This is a genomic window from Methylovulum psychrotolerans (genome assembly GCF_002209385.1).
Taxonomy (GTDB): Bacteria; Pseudomonadota; Gammaproteobacteria; order Methylococcales; family Methylomonadaceae; genus Methylovulum; species Methylovulum psychrotolerans.
The window spans coordinates 215,937-236,236 of sequence record NZ_CP022129.1; the positions used below are offsets into that span (position 1 = coordinate 215,937).

Consider the following 20,300-nt stretch of genomic DNA (forward strand, 5'->3'; position numbering starts at 1 on the left):
CGTGAACCCGTCCGCGCTCTTCATCCGCCGCCCTGTCGCCACCACGCTGCTGACCATCGCCATTGCCTTGGCAGGCTTTGTCGCATTTTTGCAATTACCCATCGCGCCGCTGCCGCAAGTAGATTTTCCGACCATTACTGTGGGGGCTTCCCTACCGGGCGCCAGCCCACAAACAATGGCCGCCACGATAGCGACACCGCTAGAGCGTGCCTTAGGTCGGATTGCCGGGATCACCGAAATGACCTCGGCCAGTTCGCTAGGGGCCACTTCCATCACTTTGCAATTTGATTTAAGCCGCGATATTAATGGCGCGGCGCGTGATGTGCAAGCCGCCATCAATGCCGCCAGCAGCCTATTGCCCACCAACCTGCCCAACCGCCCCAACTACCGCAAGGTCAATCCTGCCGATTCGCCTATCTTGATTATGGCCTTGACCTCGACCACCTTAAGCCGTGGGCAAATGTACGATGCGGCAAGTACCACACTCGCGCAAAAAATCTCCCAACTGCCGGGCATAGGTCAAGTGTCGGTAGGCGGCGGTTCCTTACCCGCTGTGCGCGTTGAACTGAATCCGGGTGCCCTTGCCAAATACGGTGTCGGCCTTGACGATGTCCGCACCGCCATCACCAGCAGCAATGTCAACCGCCCGAAAGGTATATTGGAAAGCGGCGACCGCCACTGGCAAATCCACGCCAACGATCAGGCGGCACAAGCAAAAGACTATTTGCCGATGATCGTCTCTTACCGTAACAATACGCCAATACGGATAGCCGATTTGGGCACGGTGGTGGACTCGGTGGAGGATTTGCGCAATGAAGGCCTAAAAGACGGCCAGCCGGCGGTACTGTTAATCCTTAGCAAACAACCCGGCGCCAATGTCATCGAAACGGTAGGCAGCGTCAAGGCTATGATGCCGCAACTACAAGCCATGATTCCTGCCGCCATGAATTTGTCGATAGTCATCGACCGTTCCGTCACCATCAGCGCTTCGGTACATGAAGTTGAGCGCAGCCTAGTCATTGCTATTGTCTTGGTGATTTTGGTGGTGCTGCTGTTCCTGCGCAACCTGCGCTCGGCCTTAATTCCCATCATCGCCGTGCCTGTCTCCCTGATAGGCTCTTGTACCATCATGTATTTGTGCGACTATAGCCTGGATAATCTATCCCTGATGGCGCTGACGGTCGCGACCGGGTTTGTGGTCGATGACGCGATTGTAGTGTTGGAAAATAGTAGCCGCCACATCGAAAAAGGCCTGTCACCTTTTAAAGCCGCCCTTATCGGTGCCCAAGGGGTCAGCTTTACGGTCTTGGCGATGAGCCTGTCCTTAATTGCCGTTTTCCTACCCATCCTGTTAATGGGCGGTATCGTCGGGCGGCTGTTTCGGGAATTTGCCGTGACCTTATCCGCCTCGGTCATGGTATCGTTGCTGGTGTCGTTAACCGTCACCCCCATGCTGTGCGCCCGCTGGTTAAAAGCGGCCGATCCCCAACAGCAACCTGGGCGTTTAGCGCGTTTGTTGGAACATTTTTTCCAGAACGTACACAATGGCTATCAGCGTAGCCTGCGCTGGGCTTTACGCCATGCCCCGTTGATGGTCGTGATGCTGTTCACCTGTATTGCTTTAAACGTGTATTTATACAGCATTGTGCCGAAAGGCTTTTTTCCGATACAGGATAGCGGCAGGCTCAGCGGCAGCATCCAAGCGGATCAGGGCATTTCTTTCCAGGCCATGAAAACCAAGCTACATGATTTCGCCGAGATATTGGCAAAAGACCCCGCTGTCGTCAATGTCGTCGGCTTTGCGGGCGGCGCACAAAACACCAATTCCGGGCGCATGTTTACGGTACTGAAACCACCCGGCCAACGCGAGCCAATTGGCGACATCAGCAAACGCCTGCGCAAAGAACTGTCGGTGGAACCGGGTGCCCGCTTATTTTTGCAACCCGTCCAAGACCTGCGCATCGGTGGCCGCATGTCGTCGGCCATGTATGAATACACCTTGCAATCGGAACATTTAAGCGAACTGCGGGAATGGACACCCAAACTGGTCACTGCGCTGGCGGCCTCTCAGGAACTGGCTGATGTTAATACCGACCAGCAAGACCGGGGTCAGCAACTGTCTTTAGTGGTTGACCGTGACAAGGCTTCGCGTTACGGCATAAGCCAAGCCGCTGTCGATGCTACCTTAAACAACGCCTTCGGCCAGCGCCAAGTGTCGGTCATCTACCAGCCGCTCAACCAATACCATGTCGTGATGGAACTCGCGCCCGACTATTGGCGTGACCCGCAGACCTTAAAACAGCTCTATGTCGGCTCTACACCTACCCGGCAAAAAACCACGGTCAGCCAAGTGCCGTTATCGGCCATCGCCGAATTTAAGCCCAGCAACGCGCCTTTGACCGTCAACCACCAAAGCCAATTTGCCGCTTCGACCATTTCTTTTAACCTTAAACCGGGTATATCATTGTCGGATGCCACCCGGATCATTGACCGGACGATGCAGGACATCGGCGTACCTTCATCGGTGCATGGCGGTTTTCAAGGTTCCGCCAAAGCCTTTCAAGAATCCCTACGCAACCAGCCTTGGTTGATTTTGGCGGCATTGCTGAGCATTTATATTGTCTTGGGCGTGCTGTACGAAAGCTATGTGCATCCTTTGACCATCCTCTCCACCCTGCCCTCGGCAGGTGTCGGGGCGCTCTTGGCATTAATGGCCTGTGACACCGAATTCAGCATCATCGCCCTGATTGGGGTGATTTTGTTAATCGGCATCGTTAAAAAGAATGCCATTATGATGATCGATTTCGCCCTACACGCTGAAAGGGAACAAGGCATCAGTGCGGAAGAAGCCATTTTCAGCGCCTGTTTGCAACGCTTCCGCCCCATCATGATGACCACCCTAGCCGCCATGCTCGGCGCATTGCCGTTGGCTTTTGGCTCAGGTTACGGTGCTGAGTTACGCCAGCCCTTAGGCATTTCCATCGTCGGCGGCTTATTGGTCAGCCAGTTGCTGACCCTATACACCACTCCCGTCGTATATCTGTATATGGATAGGCTGAGTGTTTGGGGGCAACGGACATTTAAGCGCAATGGCTGAATTTATCTATAGGATGTGGTCGGTAAGCGCAACAGTCAGTTAGCGTCTTTGCCTGCGTTGATGCGTTCAATGGCATAGCTAAGGTTAATTCTTGCTTGCTTTTCATGTGAGCCAAAAAAGTAGTCTGTCCGGTAAATTCTTTGTTGGTCTAAAAAGCGTTGTAGGATTTCTACCCGTTTCCCGTTAAATATTTTTTCAGGCACAAAGCAGTATTCCTCCCGAATTTGCTTTTCGTATTCATAAAACCTTGACGGGGCAGCACCTAAAATGCTCAGGTCAATATCGACAAGTAGTGCTTCATCGGTGGTTTTAGTCGTGCAGCTATGTTTTGTTGTCAGGATCAGATCATAAATTCGCTGGATGTTTTCTTGAGGCACTAACTGAGCTTCAAGGTAATGCTTGGCGAGATTTGCGCTTTGCTCCTCATTGTCCAATTTATGCGTGTCGTAAATTGCGTCATGAAACCATAAGGCTATTATGATTTCACCGTAATGAGCCGCCAAATGCTTTGCCTGTTCCGCTTGAAGCAAGCATTCGTATAGGTGCTGGATAGTGTGATATTTCCGATGTTTTTCGGAATACAGCGCTATTAAATAGCTAAACCCTTGCTGTGGCCCAGGTTTATGGCTAATTTCATGCCAAGCAACATTCCACAGTTGTTGAAGCAAAGACAGTTGCATAAAACTCGAATTATCGTTTGATGAAAGAATAGTATTAAGCGTTGAAGGGAGACCATTACAGGGAAACCCGAAAAAAATGCATAACATAAATACAGATTGTCGCAGATTATGGGAGAATTTCTTATTGATTTTATTTTAAGTTTTTTGCTTTCCCTCTCCCATAATCCGTTACAATCAATCTTTATCCATGTTATGCCCCTTTCCTAAGGCTTAACCGCCAACACCCGCAAGCGCACATAATCGGCAACCCAACCTTGGTCTTGGCAATACAAGTGCGGGCGTAAGCAAGCGGTCATTTCGTCCAAAAACACGGCTTTTTGCGCGGCGTTTAATTGACGGGTAATGCCGTCGGCGAAAATTTCCAGCCATTTGCGGATGCCGCTGTTTAAAGGCGTGGGTCTTGGGATTAGCTGGATAGTTTTAACCTGAAAGCCCGCCTGTTCCAGTTTGTGCCGATACTCATCAGGATGCGGGAAGTACCACGGGTTAATAAAGCCACCCCAGTCTGGGTGGCGTTTAAAAACATCTTCCATTGCCCAGACTAAAGCGGCAATGTCACCCGCACCACCGAATTCGGCGGCAAATCGTCCGCCGGGCATTAAGGCGCGGTATATGCCTTGCAAAACTTTATCCGATTCATGTATCCAATGTAAGACGGCATTACTGAACACGGCGGTAAATTCTTGTTGGTAGCTTAAGGCACAAGCGTCTTGGACGAACGCGGTCAAGCCACGTTGTCGGGCACGCGCGATCATATTAGGGCTGGCATCAATACCGACGACCGTGCAGCCATACTGTTGCAGTTGTGCGGTCAATGCACCGTCACCGCAGCCAATATCCAGTATTTTGTCTTGCGCTTGCGGATTCAGTAACCCGACTACACCGCCAGCCGCTTCGGCGACGAAAGCCGCATGGGTGATATAGTCGTCGGCGTTCCATTGGGGTTGGGTCATATTATCTCCTTAGTTAAAACTGTTTAAAACGGCGGCTAACGAGGCACTGACGATGTCGTTATGACAGGCCATGCCGATTTGGGTAACGCCAGCGCAGTGCAGGCGGATATAACAGGCCGCTTGTGCGTCGCTGCCTTGCGCCAAGGCGTGTTCGTGGTAATCGCTAATCTCTATGGCCTTACCCAAATGGCGGCTTAAGGCATTAGTAAACGCCGCCAACACGCCGTTACCTTGGCCAGTGAGATGCACCTCACCCGCTGCCGAATGCAGTTGTGCCGATACTTGATAGGGCGATGCCACTTCAAAGCTCACCAAGCGATAAGCGGCAGGCTCCAAATAACGGCGACGGAATAAGGCCACCAGTGCTTGGGCACTGATTTCACAACCTTGCCGCTCCGACTCTTGCTGGACTATTTGGCTAAAATCCACTTGTAACCAGCGCGGCAAGTGCAAGCCCAAGGCCTGTTCGATCAAATAGGTAGAGCCCGCCTTACCCGATTGGCTATTGACCCTGATCACCTCCTGATAATTGCGCCCGACATCGTTGGGATCTATCGGCAAATACGCGACTTGCCAAGCTTCTTCGGGTTGGGAAGCCGCCAAACATTTTTTAATCGCATCCTGATGGCTACCAGAAAACGCCGTGAACACCAAATCACCGATATATGGATGGCGCGGATGCACGGCGATTTGGTTAAACTGGCTAACTTGCCGGGCTATGTTGGTCATATCGGAAAAGTCCAATTCCGGGTCGATACCTTGGCTGTAGAGGTTCATCGCCATCACGGCAATATCCAAGTTTCCGGTGCGCTCGCCATTACCCAACAACGTGCCTTCTACCCGTTGCGCCCCCGCCAACATCGCCAATTCGGCAGCAGCCACCGCACAGCCCCGGTCATTATGGGGATGGATACTCAATATAACCGCTTCGCGGGGCTGGATATGGCGGCTGAACCATTCGATCTGGTCGGCATAAACATTCGGTGTGGCCATTTCCACCGTCGCGGGCAAGTTAATGATGATAGGGCACTTGGTGCTGGGTTGCCAGACGCGGCACACGGCTTGGCAAATCTCTAAGGCGTAGTCCAGCTCGGTGGCATTAAAGCTTTCCGGTGAATATTCAAACCGCCACGCCGTTTCCGGTTGCGCCAAAGCGCAGGCGCGAATGGCTTCGGCGCCGGTCACCGCTAAGGCGGTGATACTGGCTTTATCCAGGTTAAAAACCCGTTCGCGCTGGAGCTTGGAAGTAGAATTGTACAAATGCACTAACGCCCGCCTAACCCCTTGTAAAGCGGCGAAGCTGCGTTCAATCAAGGCCGGACGGGCCGGGGTTAATATCGAAACAGTGACATCGTCGGGAATTAAGTTTTGCTCAATCAACAACCTGGCAAAATCAAAATCGGTTTGTGAAGCGGACGGAAAGCCTATTTCGATTTCTTTAAAGCCGACAGCAACTAACAAACGGAAAAAATCCAATTTCTGGGCAATAGACAGCGGATTAATTAAGGCTTGGTTGCCATCACGCAAATCGACACTACACCAGCGCGGGGCTTGCTGAATCTGCCGATTGGGCCATTGCCGTTGCGGCAAATCCACAGGCGGGAAAGACCGATATTTATGGTGATTAAAGGCGGAAATTTGGGCTTTGCTCATAATGATCTACACTCACTGTTAAAGGTTTGAATACAGCGATAGTATAGATAAGACCTGAGGGAGAATAATTGTTATTATGACCGTGATGATCATTATTTTGGCAAACATACACCATTAATTTACATTAAACGCTTTTATATTGCGTTATGTATAAATAGTTGGCAATTACAGTAGGTGAAGGTATGAAATTGGACATGATGGACAGACGCATTCTTGATGAAATGCAAAAAAATGCGCGGATTTCTAATTTGGATTTGGCGGATAAAATCGGCTTATCGCCGTCGCCTTGTTCGCGGCGGGTCAAGCAATTGGAGGATGAAGGATTGATAGACCGCCATGTCACATTATTAAACCAAGCCAAGCTGCAACTTAAGCTAATTGCTTTAATACAAGTGAGTATGGATCTGCACACGCCGGAGCGTTTTGAAGCATTCGAGGCACAGGTGCGCAATTACCCGGAAGTGCTGGAATGTTATCTGATCACCGGCCAGGCAGCGGATTACCTATTAAAAGTGATTGTACCGGATATGGAATATTATCAGGCTTTTTTGCTGGGCAAATTGACCCGCATCCCAGGGGTCAGCGGGGTGCAGTCGAGTTTTGTGCTGCGCAAGGCCGTTGATACTACGGCATTACCCTTGGGGCATTTATGACAATACCGACAAAAAACCCTACTGTGAGCAAGCCTACATAGCCACATCAGACAATTGTTTGAAAGATAACGGAGCTTTTACCGTAAAAATAAAATAATAATTTATTTAAATCAATAAGTTAAAATTATTTTTAATGTTGGCACAGCGGTTGCTATATCTGTAATGTCATTAACCACAACATCCTACACGGGAGAAGATCATGGCATTACGTCAATGTGCAATATACGGTAAAGGTGGAATCGGTAAGTCTACCACAACTCAAAACCTGGTGTCTGCTTTGGCAGAACTGGGCAACAAAGTAATGATTGTCGGCTGCGACCCTAAAGCGGACTCCACCCGTCTGATCCTGCACGCTAAAGCGCAAACTACCATTATGAGCTTAGCCGCCGAAGCAGGCAGTGTTGAAGACTTGGAATTGGAAGACGTGTTGAAAGTCGGCTACGGCGGCATCAAATGCGTCGAATCAGGCGGCCCTGAGCCAGGCGTCGGCTGTGCAGGCCGCGGTGTTATCACTGCGATTAACTTTCTGGAAGAAGAAGGTGCTTACGATGATGAGCTTGACTTCGTTTTTTATGATGTACTTGGGGATGTTGTGTGTGGTGGTTTTGCCATGCCAATCCGTGAGAACAAGGCGCAAGAAATTTACATCGTTTGTTCAGGCGAAATGATGGCGATGTATGCCGCCAACAACATTGCTAAAGGTATCGTGAAATATGCGAACTCAGGCAGTGTGCGTTTGGCCGGCCTGATCTGTAACTCGCGTGAAACTGCGCGTGAAGACGAACTGATTTCTGCCCTGGCTGCCAAAATCGGCACCACTATGATCCACTTTGTACCTCGCGACAACGTTGTCCAACGCGCTGAAATCCGCCGTATGACTGTTATCGAATATGAGCCAAATGCAAAACAAGCGGATGAATACCGCCAATTGGCCATTAAAATCCGTGATAACAGAAACTTCATCATTCCAACCCCCATCACGATGGACGAATTGGAAGAACTGATGATGGAATTCGGCATTATCGACCAAGAAGACGAATCTATTATTGGTAAAACTGCCGCTGCTGAAGCAGCTGTGGCTTAATACCGAACCACCGTAGGGACGCAGCTGTAGGGACGCAACTTGCGTCCCTACACCACCAGCTCACCTCTCTACAGCATTCCGTCCTAAAACCTGTCTATGGGGGATTACCCATGACATCAGTAGGAGACACAACATGGCCGCTCTAACCAGAGAAGAGACTGAAGCGTTGATTCAGGAAGTTCTGGAAATCTATCCCGAACAAGCCAAAAAAGACCGCGCAAAACACTTGGCGGTTAACGATCAATCGCTCGAAAAATCCAACAAATGTATTACTTCAAACCGTAAATCCCAACCGGGCGTAATGACCATCCGTGGTTGTGCTTACGCAGGTTCCAAGGGTGTGGTTTGGGGCCCTATCAAGGATATGATCCATATTTCCCACGGCCCAGTCGGTTGTGGACAGTATTCGCGTGCTGGCCGCCGTAACTATTATGTCGGTACAACAGGCGTGAACACTTTCGGTACGATGAACTTTACATCAGACTTTACCGAAAAAGACATCGTTTTCGGCGGCGACAAAAAGCTGGCGAAAATCATGACCGAAATCGAACAATTGTTCCCGCTGAACAAAGGCATCAGCATCCAATCCGAATGTCCGATTGGTCTGATTGGTGACGATATTGAAGCGGTCGCCAAAAAAGCCAATAAGGAAATCGGCAAACCGGTAGTGCCTGTCCGTTGCGAAGGTTTCCGTGGCGTGTCGCAATCCTTAGGCCACCATATCGCTAACGACGCGATCCGGGATTGGGTTTTGGAAAACCGCGACGGTGATGACAGCTTCCCGACCACCCCTTACGATGTCGCGGTCATTGGTGACTACAACATTGGCGGTGACGCTTGGGCTTCACGCACCTTGCTGGAAGAAATGGGTCTGCGGGTCGTTGCCCAATGGTCTGGCGACGGTACGATTGCGGAAATTGAAAAAACCCCAAAAGTTAAGCTGAACCTGATCCATTGCTACCGTTCGATGAACTACATCGCCCGGCACATGGAAGAAAAGTATAAAATCCCCTGGATTGAGTACAACTTCTTCGGCCCTACCAAAATTGCCGAATCGCTGCGCCGGATTGCCTCACATTTTGATGACACCATCAAAGAAGGCGCCGAAAGGGTGATTGCCCGTTATGAAGGCGAATACCAAGCCGTCATCGACAAATACAAACCCCGCCTGCAAGGCAAACGCGTCATGCTGTACATCGGTGGCTTACGTCCCCGCCATGTTATCGGTGCTTATGAAGATTTGGGCATGGAAGTGGTCGGTACTGGTTATGAATTTGGCCATAACGATGACTATGACCGCACCATCAAAGAAATGGGTAACTCTACCCTGATTTATGATGACGTGACCGGCTATGAGTTTGAAGAGTTCGTCAAGAGAATCCAACCTGACCTGATCGGCTCAGGCATCAAGGAAAAGTATATCTTCCAAAAAATGGGTATCCCTTTCCGGCAAATGCACTCTTGGGATTATTCCGGCCCTTATCATGGTTATGACGGTTTTGCCATTTTCGCCCGCGATATGGACATGACTTTGAATAACCCTTGCTGGAAGCAAGTAAAGGCACCTTGGAAAACGGATGCCGCCAGCAGCGAAGCCGTTAAGGCCGCCGCGTAAGTTTGTATCTTGTTCCCATGCCGGAACAGCGCTGCCATTAAGCCAGATCCTTCCGATCCTTAATGTAAACCGCCTCAGGGCAGTGCTGCGCCAGTATGGGGATACTGCTAGCCACTCCGGCGATACCGGACAGAGCGTTCACAGAGGCCAGCCTATAGCCGATGGGCGCGATTCATTCTTTCCATCAAAAACGCCGTCCACAGATTAGTGGCGCGTAGGAGATTACCATGAGCCAAGAAGTCGATAACATCCAACCCAGCTATCCCTTATTCAGAAACGACGAGTACAAGGAAAACCTGGCTAACAAACGTGCCGCTTACGAAGAGCGTCATCCTCAGGAACAAATTGATGAAGTATTCCAATGGACAACCACCAAGGAATACCAAGAACTGAACTTCAACCGCGAAGCCTTAACCGTCAACCCTGCGAAAGCTTGCCAACCCTTAGGCGCGGTCTTATGTGCGCTAGGTTTTGAAAAAACCATGCCTTATGTGCATGGCTCGCAAGGTTGCGTAGCCTATTTCCGTACTTACTTCAACCGTCACTTTAAAGAGCCGATCGCTTGCGTATCCGACTCCATGACCGAAGACGCGGCCGTTTTCGGTGGCCAAAAAAATATGTTCGCCGGTCTGGAAAACGCTAAAGCCTTATACCAACCTGACATTATCGCCGTATCGACCACCTGTATGGCGGAAGTTATCGGTGACGACTTGAATGCGTTTATCAACAACGCCAAAAAAGCCGGCCATATCGAACAGGATTATCCTACCCCGTTCGCACATACCCCAAGCTTCGTCGGTAGCCATACCACAGGGTGGGACAATATGTTCGAGGGCATGATCAAGTATTTCACGCTCAACCATATGACTGACAAAACCGTTGGCTCCAACGGCAAAATCAACTTAGTGCCGGGCTTTGAAACCTATTTGGGCAATTTCCGCGTCATGCACCGCATGATGAAAGAAATGGGCGTTGATTACAGTTTGTTAAGTGATCCGTCCGAAGTGTTGGACACCCCGGCTGACGGCACCTTCCGCATGTATGCGGGCGGCACGACCCAAGCGGAAGTGAAAGACGCACCGAACGCCATTGACACGCTGTTGCTGCAACCTTGGCAATTGGAAAAAACCAAAAAGTTTGTCCAAAACATTTGGCATCAACCAGCCACAGCCATCAACATCCCAATGGGCTTGGAATGGACTGACCAGTTCTTGATGGAAGTGTCCAGACTGACCGGCAAACCCATTGCAGCGTCTTTGGAACTGGAGCGTGGCCGTTTAGTGGATATGATAACCGACTCCCACGCTTGGATGCACGGTAAAAAGTTCGCCCTGTACGGCGATGCCGATTTCGTCATGGGTATGACCAAATTCCTGCTGGAATTGGGTGCAGAACCTTCTGACGTATTATGCAACCATGCCAACAAACGTTGGTTGAAAGCGATGGAAAAAATCTGTAAGGACTCACCTTACGGCAAAAATACCCAAATCCATATTGGCCGTGATTTGTGGCATTTCCGCTCATTGATGTTCACCAACAAACCGGATTTCATGATCGGCAACTCTTACGGCAAATTCATCCAACGTGACACCTTCTACAAAGGTGAAGCGGACGAAGTGCCATTGATCCGTATTGGCTTCCCGATTTTTGACCGTCACCATTTGCACCGCATGACTACCTTAGGTTATGAAGGCGCTATCTACATGCTAACCACGCTGGTCAATGCCATCTTGGAACAACTGGATAAAGAAACCAAAGGCATGGGCACAACGGATTACAACTACGATTTGATCCGTTAAGATTTAAGCTAACCGCTTAAGCCGATAGGGCGCACTTTGAATAAAGTGCGCCCTGCCGCGTTCCCACCTATTTTCGGCGTAAAGTGCTCGCTGCTTTATGTTAAACCCAACGGAGAGTCCTAATGCCTAGCGTCATGTTGAAAAAAAACCCGGAAGGCAAGTTGGTCTTCTACGTTCCTAAAAAAGACTTGGAAGAAGTGGCGGAATCCATTGAGTTCGACACCCCAGAAAAATGGGGTGGTGAAGTCGTCCTGAGCGACGGCTCAAAATACTACTTTGAACCGATAGATCCACCTGACTTTCCTATTACCTTACGCGCAAAACGTGTAGATTCAGGAGAATAATCATGGCCTTATATATTGTTGAAGCGGATTGTATTTCATGTGGCGACTGCGAACCAGTCTGCCCTACCCAATCCATCACGGAAGGTGCTATTGTCTTTAAGATTGACAAACGCACCTGTACCGAATGTGAAGGCGATTTTGACGTGCCACAATGCGTTAAAGTTTGTCCTATCGACAACTGCATTTTGCCATTAGAGGCATAAGATCATGAGCCAGAACGCGCTATCACGGGAACTGGCTCTGCGCATCGGGCTGGCGGCACGCGCCTTGCCCGATACCGATGCCAAACGTCTGCTAACCGTCTTGGCCCATTGTGTCGACGCGCCCCTGACCGAGGCCAAAGTTGCCGCACTTGATCTGCTGACGCTGAAAACGGCCTGCCGGGGTGAGTTTTCCCATCTTGGCGATGACGTTTTACAACAGGCCTTAAGTATCCTTAAAAATACAGCGGCGGAAAAAATTTTACCCGCTATCGTGGCCTACCAAGAAGGCGATCTGCCGAATTCGGTCAGAATCGCCTGTGCCAGTGACGATGCCATCCATGTCAATGGCCATTTTGGCGCTTGTACTTGGTTTATGGTCTACCAAGTTAACCGAGACGAAGCAAGATTGGTCGATATCCGCACCGCCGACATTCCGCAAGGCTTGGTAGTCGATGACAAAAATGTGTTCCGTGCCGAACAGATACAAGATTGCAAGGTGGTGTACGTCACTTCCGTCGGCGGGCCTGCTGCGGCCAAAATCGTCAAACTGGGTATCCATCCCATGAAATTGGCCGAAGTCGTCAGCTTAGCCGAGGTTATCGCCGAATTACAGCAAGTCATGGCGGCCACCCCGCCACCATGGTTAGCAAAAGCGATGGGCATAGCCGCCAGCGAACGCTTTAAATTTGAACGTGAGGCGGCGGGTAGTTGAATTGAAGGCTTGGTTGGCTAAAAGCCAGCTTAAAAGCCTGCTAGTTTAAAGGTCTGTTTAGTTTAAAGGTCTGTTAAAGAGTTGGTCGGACAAGCCGTTTCTGTCCGGCCTTCCTCTGTGAATTAAAGGCAAGATAACGATCCCATCCCCATTTATAATCCCTAAGGGTATGTGTTGCGTACCCTTAGGGGTTATAAATAGAATCCAGAAATAGTTTATTTGGAAACCCACAAACCGCGTAGCCAATCATTGAAAAAAAAGCAATATTTCAAGGTAATTCAGGAGAAAAGCATGATAACAGTAGAGCAAACCCAAGAAATAGCCCAAAAAATTGCTGAGTTGGGGCTTTCGGACAGCACTGTGTCAGAGCTTAGACAAGACTATCGGCCCATTCATTTTACTTATTGTATGGATGATGATTTGCCTAACAACACCCCGATACTGAGCCAAGATGGCTTTAACTTGTATTTGATTGATGGCCGGGAACATTGTCTGTGCCTCACCCAAGATTATGCGACGGCAACCGGTATTGTCGTTGCCGAAATTATCCCAGACTAGCGGGAAGTACGCGCATGTCCAATCAAGAGCGCCCAGTCACCCTGCCCATAGCCGATTGCAGCTTATGCGCATTCCGCAGCAAAACCTTACTGATGGGCCGTTGTATGCCTGGCGACACCTGCATCACGGCAGAAAGTGGCCGGCAAATCGACCGCTTTTTACGCGTCAACCCTGCTTATGCCGAGCATTTTCTGCATGATGCATTTTGGGAGCGCCGCGCCATAGCCGTCCGTTATGCCCCGCAAAAAGCCTTGGCGGAATTAGTCCATGATGACGATGAAGTGGTCAGACGCGCCGTCGCCTACCGTTTGCCAGTCTCACAACTGAGCCAACTGCTCAATGATTCCGACCGCGAAGTGCGTATGACCGTCGCCGACCGCATCGCCCCCGAAGCTTTGGAGCAACTGGCGAACGATCCCGATTATATTGTCCGTCTGACCGTCGCCAGACGCTTGCCGCAAGGCCGCCTGTTCCGTCTCATCCGTGACTATGACATACAGGTACGGAAAGTGGTTGCCGAACGCTTACCTGAGGTCAGTTTAGGGCTGATGGTTAACGACGAATCCCCCGAAGTCAGGCGTATCATTGCCGAGCGTATGAGTCCTGACGATGCTGTACTTCTCTTAGGGGATCCTGATTGGGTGGTACGTTACACCGCTGTGCAACGGGTTGCCCCTGAAAACTTAAGCCCCCTGCTCGACGACCCCGAGCCGGATGTGCGGGCCGCCGTCCGGCAACGCTTAGGCGGCCCTGCCCAAACCACAATACTGGATGTATTATGACGATGGAGCAAACTGCCCAATTAGCCGGACAACAACTCGCCAAACTCTGTAAGCACACCTTACCCGGCCAAAATGACGATGCGTTACTGGCAAAAATCCAAGCCTTAGTGCCAGATTATGCAGTGCGCTTAGCGCGTACCGGCAGCGAATGGTATCGCTTAGGCGGTATTGTCGATATGCACGGCAACCGTATCGCTAACGACTTGGTGGAATGGACTGAGCGGACGTTTATCGAATGTGGCAAAGATTTACAAACCTTAATTGACTACACCCATAGCCAACAACTGATCGCCACCCGCCAAACCGGCAACACTTTATATTTTGTCATCCAAACGGGCAATCGTGCCGAGGATTTTATCCAGTTAGATATTGATAAAATCCGAGAAATGTCTGACCGCCTGCTCGCCAGTAACGTGATGCCGCCGGAAGACTTGGAAGATTTTATCGATCCCTTAAAGCCCGAATGTATCGACACGTTTGGCATTGGCAGTGCCCGATATGCCTATCGGCGCAAAACCGATGTGACGGTGTTCATGAGCGAAATCAATAAATACCATCTGGACAAACATCCGGTGCAACGCTTTATGGAGGATTGGGACCGTAGCAGCATCCAAGCCAAAGCGATGTTATCGGACGACTGGATTGTCCGCCCGTTCCGGCATACCGGACGTTTTGGCGAACAGCAGATTAACGTTGAAATTATCAACACCCAGACCAAAAACCTTCCGCAATTAGACGACATACAAGGTAAAAAAGGCCTAGCCTTACAGAACTTGCTGACCCGTTTCGACCGTCAGGCCGGTTATCCCTTTGCATGGTTTTTTTACATGGTCAAAGGCAAGCTTGTTTCACCCCACTGCGGTGTCGCCGTTTTTAAAGACATCAGCGGGGATTTTTCTTACCTGCCCGAACGCGATGCGGCCATCCTTACCGATTGGATTAACACGCCCTATAACGTTTAGGTAGTATCTTGACTTTCATCAACCGCTTTGCACATCAAGCGAAGCACGCTTAAAAGGAGTACCACTATTATGTCAATCGCACAAATTAAAGCCTTCTCTGAACAGGCAAAAACCGACCCTGAGCTTAAGGAGAAACTGTTGGCTGTGCAGAAAATCCGCGAATTGATCGCCTTAGGCAAAGAATATAATTACGAACTTGATGAAGTGGAACTGTATCCACCCAATGAGCCGCAATTTGTCGAAGCCCAACTTTCAGAACGTATGGCTAAGGCTTTGTTACGCGTTTAAATTAGCGCATGGACTTTCTGGCCGCGTTAAAAAAATACCCTTTTTAGCGCGGTTGGGGCTTTAAGCTAAGCTTCCCCCCTTCCCTTGTCTAACAGATGCATCCTTGCAAAACTCTCTGCCTTAAAGGGTAACAACAGCAAAACGCCGTATTTGCTGATTAATTACTTCCCTTCAAACCAACTGTCATGCTTGGAGCGTGGGCATATTACCCGCTTGCAGGCAAGATGCCCACGCGTGCCCTCTAATCATCTACTTGCTTTGCCCATTGCGGCAGTCACTCACTCCTCAAAAAATAACGCCTTTCCCATTAAAAACATAATGTCTATTTTTTAATATAGATGTGCAAAAATACACTTATGTTGGTATTCATGCTATTATCTAACAAAGACAATAGCTTGTTTAGCAAACAATAGACTTGGATTAACCATGAGAAAAGCATTTGGGGCAAAATTAAAAATGGCCAAAGAATTTGTCGGTTTTGATGGCGAGGCGCGTGAATTCCGCGCCCTGTTCAACAAGCTCGACAAAACCGACAGTTACCACAATTTATACAGCCCCCAAGACATCAGGGAGGCAAAACTAAAACTGCATGGGCTAGACCCAGCCGCAGGCCGCTCGCGTACCCTCCCGCCCATTATCAATTGCCGCATGGCCAAAGGCGGTACGGGTAAAACCACCATCTGTGGTGGTGTGGCGACCGCCTTGTCGATGTTCGGTTATAAAGTCCTGATGCTTGACGGTGACCCACAAGCCTCGCTGACCGGATTGTTTGGCATTAACTGGGCGACCGAAGACATTACCCACATCGGCGAACTGATGTTTAAGCACTGCCGCAAAGAAAGTTACGATATCCGCCAAGCCATCTGGCCGATTTATGAACATGGCATGTTGGACTTGATTGCCTCGGACATTTCCTTGGCGAACTCGGACTCGTGGTTAATGTCGCTGGCGAACCGGGAATTCACCTTTAAAAAATTCCTAGAAACCAACGTCGATTTTTTTAGCCAGTACGATGCGATTCTGATTGATTCCGCCCCCTCGACCAACTTATTGACCAACACCTTTATGTGCGCCTGCGACAAAATTCTGGCGGTGGTGTGGTTAGACGGGCAATCCCTTAAGGCCATGCAGGTCTTGGCGGCGAATGTCGATGAACTGAACAGCGCGTTTGAAGGTACGGGCTTCCATTTAAATGTCCATATTGTCGCCAACGGTTACCATCCCAGCTACGGCTCTTGCAAAGAAGCCCTGACGACCTTGGTGCAATCTTATCCCGGCCTATTAAACAATGTCGTCATTCCCCACTCCACCAGTTTTATGCGGCAAATCGAATTGTTTAAGGAAGAGGATAGCGGTACGGTACTGGAGCGCGAACCGAATTCGATGGCGGCGCGGTCGATTATTGACCTAGCGAGAAGCTTGATTAAAGAATATCATCTGAAACTCGCCGACCACGATTTAATCTAGGACAACCCTCATGAGCAACAAAAAAAAACGCCTGACGATAAGCGGCCTAGTGGACAGCGGCGTGATAAAAACCGCCCAGGATGATATTCCTAAAGCCATCTTGCCGCAATTTAAAGCCCGCAACGACACGATTAACCTTGACCCAAACGTTGCCGATGTCAAAAACATCAATGTCGATTTGATAGAACCCAATCCCTTCCAACCCCGCCGCTACTTTCCCGAAACCAGTCTGAGCGAGTTGGCGCACTCAATTGCCGAAACAGGCTTGCTACAACCTATTTCCGTCCGTCGGAGCCGTAAAGAAGGCTGGTATGAAATTATTGCGGGCGAACGTCGTTGGCGGGCCTATAAGCAACTGGCAATGGCGGCGATTCCGGCCATTATCTACGCCTGCGATGATGCCGACATGGCGATTATGGCGATCACCGAAAATGTCGAACGCGAAGAGCTGAGCGATTATGAAATCAGCAAAGCCATTAAGCAGGTCGAAAGCCTGTTCCCGTATAAAACCCGTCTCGCTGAAGCCCTAGGCTTCCAACGCGAAGACATGTACCGTTATTTCGCCTACGATGCCTTGCCGGATTTTATCATCGAAAAATTGGAGATTAACCCAGTGCTGCTGTCCCGCAACACCGCCAGCGACATTAAGCGTCTGTTGAAAAGCATACCCGAAGCACAACAAGATGTGGCTTTAAATGCCCTGAAAGAAGCCATTGCGATGGTCGAAAAAAAAGACTTGGACCAATCGAAAATCGCCCGCTATGTCGCCACCATGGTCAGCAAACCGATCAGCCTGCAAACCAACCAGCTGCATTTCCGCTTGAAAGGTAAAAAAATCGGCTATTACTCGTCATCAGCCAATGGCATCACCCTTAAACTGTCAGCCGGGGTTTTTGACGATGCGGAATTAAACCAATTGCAGACGATTATTAATACGATGCTGGCGGATAAAGAGCAGCAGGAAGCAAGTTAGGCGTTTTAGCAGGCTATCGCCATGTCCTATCAATTGCTATAGCGTTTGACGTTAAGCAAACGACAGGCTAAAAGGGCAGATAGTTTGTATGGCGTGTTGCGGTGGCTCAGCGTTGGTACATGCGGTTAGGCTATTGTGTTCCAGTTGGCGGCTGCTTTCCATTAAAACCATCACAGTTATCGCAGAACATAATCGGAAAAACGCTAAGAAGTGTATCGACTAGATACACTTTTTCACTAAAAACGGGCAGGCTAATTTCAGTGAGTTTGTCCTTAAAATGCCCAGAGTAAAATGGTCACCGTTATGACCTATCAGTTGGCATTCCTCTTCAAAGCCATCGGCAAGACGATTGCCCTTCAATTGGGCTGATTACCCCCTATGAAGCTATAGTTGCGAGGATAAAAACTGTATCTACTAGATACACTTTTTACCTTTCGCTTAAGCAGGGCAGTTACATTAAAATTGTTCACCCCATTATTCCGTTTTAAGCTGCCAATTCAACGGCATCACTTCCCCGTTGGCTGGTGTCAGGGAGTCAGGTTGAACACGCTGGGGTGCAATGAACACCTACTTAATTTTATACACGGTTCCTAGGTGACTTTAAAGCGGATATTCACATTTTGGCAACGTCAATTGAATGATCTCCCAAGATTGGATGATTTTCGGCGTTACCCATTTTGACCGCAACGATTGCGGTCTATAAAGATATTTCTTTACACAAAAAAACCATCTATTTTTATAAACTATGTTATATGCCACATTAACTTTTAATAGTTGTGTTATATAACATAGTTCTCGTTTTTCAAGCCGCAATAGCCTGCCATGCGACACTTTGTCGCATTCATTTATCTCACCACACTGCTTACCATTACGCCATTCAAAACAGGTGATTTTTATAAATCAATCACATAGAGCATTTGTGCCCATTAAATAGTGGTCTCAAATGTAATAACAAAAAGGGGTGAAGTATGGCTTGGGACGAAGACACGACGATTTACCATGTAGTTATCAATCATGAACAACAATACTCGATTTGGCCGGAATATAAAGAAGTGCCTAAAGGTTGGGATACTGTCGGCAAGATGGGTCTCAAACAAGACTGTCTTGATTATATCAAGACAGTCTGGACAGATATGCGCCCTTTAAGTTTGCGCAACGCAATGATGGCAAGCGCAAAACTTATCGAAACGCAAACGGCGGCAGGCTAATGGCATTCATTCCACTTATCGGCCATGTAAAAGCTTGGCCTGTTGTTACCGGATACATTCTACTATCGCCCTATAGCGGTTCATCTTATCCGTTAGCTATGGTTTTGGGGATGTGTTTACGATGGCTTGGAAAATCAGCCTCAATCCATACGGAAAAAAGACAAGCCTCATTCTCTGATTGGTATCTAACCCCAACCCGCATCATTGGAGATTTTCTGGCACACCGCCCATTCCGACACGCCCTAAGCGTGGCGCAGGCAGGGCGATCAAAGGAAACTTATCCTCTACTGGAGGCATTATGGAAAATTTGATGGCGTTCCGAGCGGCTACCGACTCTTCGGCAAAAAAGGCACCTGCAAAAAGCCCCTATCCATTGTTAGAACGTAGGGAGGGCTTATCGCCGTTAACTTTCTTTAGCGATTTTGTGGAAAAAAGCCGACCGGTCATTATACCTAACGCACTGAAAGATTGTCCGGCACTCTCGCGTTGGACTATGGATCATCTTGCTCAAGTTGCAGGTAATCGTCCCGTCCAACTTAAGCAAGGCTTAAACGAAGAAGGCGTTAACGGCTTACGGACAATTACCACCCGTTTGGATGGCTATTTGGAGCAATTGGCAGATTTTGAAAACTTGCTTCAACGCAACGGGGCAACGGCGAAACAAAGACCCGCTTATTTGCATGACTTACCGTTATTGAGCGTGTTACCGGATGCCGCCAACGATCTTGAGGGTTTTCCTACCACTTATTTTCCAGAATGGTATCAGACTGACTGGCTTAAGTTTGCGCAATTTTTTCTAGGCCCCAGCCATAGCTTAACGCCCCTGCATTTCGATTGCTTGCTCACTCATAACCTATTCTTCCAAATCAAAGGCCGCAAACGTTTCACCTTATTGCATCATGACCAATTACCATCTTGTTATCGCTATAAATGGCGTTGGTGCGAAGTGGATGTCGAAAACCCCGATTTTATACGCTACCCTCTTTACCGTGCCGCGCAAGTCCAGGAATGTATTGTGGAAGCGGGTGACATGCTGTACATGCCGCCGGGAATGCTTCACCACGTCCGCAGCCTCGATTGTTCCATCTCTTTCAATGTGGATTGGCATACACGCGGCAGTGCCATCCGAGGCGTTATGGCATTGCTGAAAGGAATGCCTATTAAAAACGTTTATTACAATACTGTGATCGCTTTGGGGCAATGCGCCGGATTATCCGCCGGACAGGTATTGCCTTGGTACCGTTCATATCTGAATTACGTCTCATAGGG

19 protein-coding genes are annotated in these 20,300 nt (G+C 49.2%); 16 read left to right on the forward strand and 3 right to left on the reverse strand.

Going from position 1 to position 20,300, the window contains the following annotated elements; all coding sequences use genetic code 11:
• Position 1 precedes the first annotated feature (1 nt).
• A complete protein-coding gene (locus CEK71_RS01025; protein ID WP_088617640.1) occupies positions 2-3,097 on the forward strand; it encodes a multidrug efflux RND transporter permease subunit in 3,096 nt (1,031 codons plus the stop codon).
• A 35-nt stretch (positions 3,098-3,132) separates the two neighbouring features.
• On the opposite strand, the gene CEK71_RS01030 is transcribed toward CEK71_RS01025, so the two are convergent.
• The 3 genes from CEK71_RS01030 to leuA all read right to left on the reverse strand — a co-directional run bounded on the left by CEK71_RS01030 (position 3,133) and on the right by leuA (position 6,383).
• The gene (locus CEK71_RS01030) at positions 3,133-3,777 is read right to left on the reverse strand and encodes an HD domain-containing protein (RefSeq protein WP_088617641.1); all 645 of its coding nucleotides are present in this window, start codon (positions 3,775-3,777) and stop codon (positions 3,133-3,135) included.
• Positions 3,778-3,980: 203 nt separating this feature from the next.
• Complete coding sequence (locus tag CEK71_RS01035) at positions 3,981-4,730, reverse strand: class I SAM-dependent methyltransferase (protein WP_088617642.1); 750 nt, start codon at positions 4,728-4,730, stop codon at positions 3,981-3,983.
• A 9-nt stretch (positions 4,731-4,739) separates the two neighbouring features.
• Positions 4,740-6,383 carry a 2-isopropylmalate synthase gene (leuA, locus tag CEK71_RS01040; protein WP_088617643.1) on the reverse strand — a complete coding sequence of 548 codons (1,644 nt, stop codon included), beginning with the start codon at positions 6,381-6,383 and terminating at the stop codon, positions 4,740-4,742.
• A 182-nt stretch (positions 6,384-6,565) separates the two neighbouring features.
• Between leuA and CEK71_RS01045 the strand changes: the two genes are divergently transcribed.
• The 15 genes from CEK71_RS01045 (at position 6,566) to CEK71_RS01115 (ending at position 20,298) form a co-directional block, all read left to right on the forward strand.
• Entirely contained in the window at positions 6,566-7,036 is a 471-nt protein-coding gene (locus tag CEK71_RS01045) for an Lrp/AsnC family transcriptional regulator (protein ID WP_088617644.1), read from the forward strand.
• A 199-nt stretch (positions 7,037-7,235) separates the two neighbouring features.
• Positions 7,236-8,120 carry a nitrogenase iron protein gene (gene nifH / locus CEK71_RS01050; RefSeq protein ID WP_088617645.1) on the forward strand — a complete coding sequence of 295 codons (885 nt, stop codon included), beginning with the start codon at positions 7,236-7,238 and terminating at the stop codon, positions 8,118-8,120.
• Positions 8,121-8,253: 133 nt separating this feature from the next.
• Complete coding sequence (nifD, locus tag CEK71_RS01055) at positions 8,254-9,735, forward strand: nitrogenase molybdenum-iron protein alpha chain (protein WP_088617646.1); 1,482 nt, start codon at positions 8,254-8,256, stop codon at positions 9,733-9,735.
• Positions 9,736-9,962: 227 nt separating this feature from the next.
• Entirely contained in the window at positions 9,963-11,534 is a 1,572-nt protein-coding gene (nifK, locus tag CEK71_RS01060; protein ID WP_088617647.1) for a nitrogenase molybdenum-iron protein subunit beta, read from the forward strand.
• A gap of 122 nt (positions 11,535-11,656) precedes the next feature.
• The gene (nifT, locus tag CEK71_RS01065) at positions 11,657-11,878 is read left to right on the forward strand and encodes a putative nitrogen fixation protein NifT (protein WP_088617648.1); all 222 of its coding nucleotides are present in this window, start codon (positions 11,657-11,659) and stop codon (positions 11,876-11,878) included.
• A 2-nt stretch (positions 11,879-11,880) separates the two neighbouring features.
• On the forward strand, positions 11,881-12,081 hold the full coding sequence (locus CEK71_RS01070) for a 4Fe-4S binding protein (RefSeq protein WP_088617649.1): 201 nt from the start codon (positions 11,881-11,883) through the stop codon (positions 12,079-12,081).
• Positions 12,082-12,085: 4 nt separating this feature from the next.
• Positions 12,086-12,793 (forward strand): NifB/NifX family molybdenum-iron cluster-binding protein, encoded by a 708-nt coding sequence (locus tag CEK71_RS01075; RefSeq protein WP_088617650.1) that lies wholly within the window; start codon positions 12,086-12,088, stop codon positions 12,791-12,793.
• 291 nt (positions 12,794-13,084) lie between these two features.
• Entirely contained in the window at positions 13,085-13,351 is a 267-nt protein-coding gene (locus CEK71_RS01080; protein ID WP_088617651.1) for a DUF6129 family protein, read from the forward strand.
• A gap of 14 nt (positions 13,352-13,365) precedes the next feature.
• Positions 13,366-14,133 carry a 4Fe4S-binding leucine-rich repeat protein gene (locus CEK71_RS01085; RefSeq protein ID WP_088617652.1) on the forward strand — a complete coding sequence of 256 codons (768 nt, stop codon included), beginning with the start codon at positions 13,366-13,368 and terminating at the stop codon, positions 14,131-14,133.
• Positions 14,130-15,095 (forward strand): hypothetical protein, encoded by a 966-nt coding sequence (locus tag CEK71_RS01090; RefSeq protein WP_088617653.1) that lies wholly within the window; start codon positions 14,130-14,132, stop codon positions 15,093-15,095. Before CEK71_RS01085 ends, CEK71_RS01090 begins: the two co-directional genes overlap by 4 nt.
• Positions 15,096-15,164: 69 nt before the next feature.
• A complete protein-coding gene (locus tag CEK71_RS01095; RefSeq protein WP_088617654.1) occupies positions 15,165-15,383 on the forward strand; it encodes a Nif11-like leader peptide family natural product precursor in 219 nt (72 codons plus the stop codon).
• A gap of 426 nt (positions 15,384-15,809) precedes the next feature.
• A complete protein-coding gene (locus CEK71_RS01100; RefSeq protein ID WP_088617655.1) occupies positions 15,810-16,850 on the forward strand; it encodes a ParA family protein in 1,041 nt (346 codons plus the stop codon).
• A gap of 10 nt (positions 16,851-16,860) precedes the next feature.
• Positions 16,861-17,823, forward strand: coding sequence for a ParB/RepB/Spo0J family partition protein (locus tag CEK71_RS01105; RefSeq protein ID WP_088617656.1), 963 nt, complete (start codon positions 16,861-16,863; stop codon positions 17,821-17,823).
• 968 nt (positions 17,824-18,791) lie between these two features.
• Positions 18,792-19,031 (forward strand): MbtH family protein, encoded by a 240-nt coding sequence (locus tag CEK71_RS01110; protein WP_088617657.1) that lies wholly within the window; start codon positions 18,792-18,794, stop codon positions 19,029-19,031.
• Between the two features lie 298 nt (positions 19,032-19,329).
• Positions 19,330-20,298 carry a cupin-like domain-containing protein gene (locus tag CEK71_RS01115; RefSeq protein WP_232463731.1) on the forward strand — a complete coding sequence of 323 codons (969 nt, stop codon included), beginning with the start codon at positions 19,330-19,332 and terminating at the stop codon, positions 20,296-20,298.
• Positions 20,299-20,300: the final 2 nt, after the last annotated feature.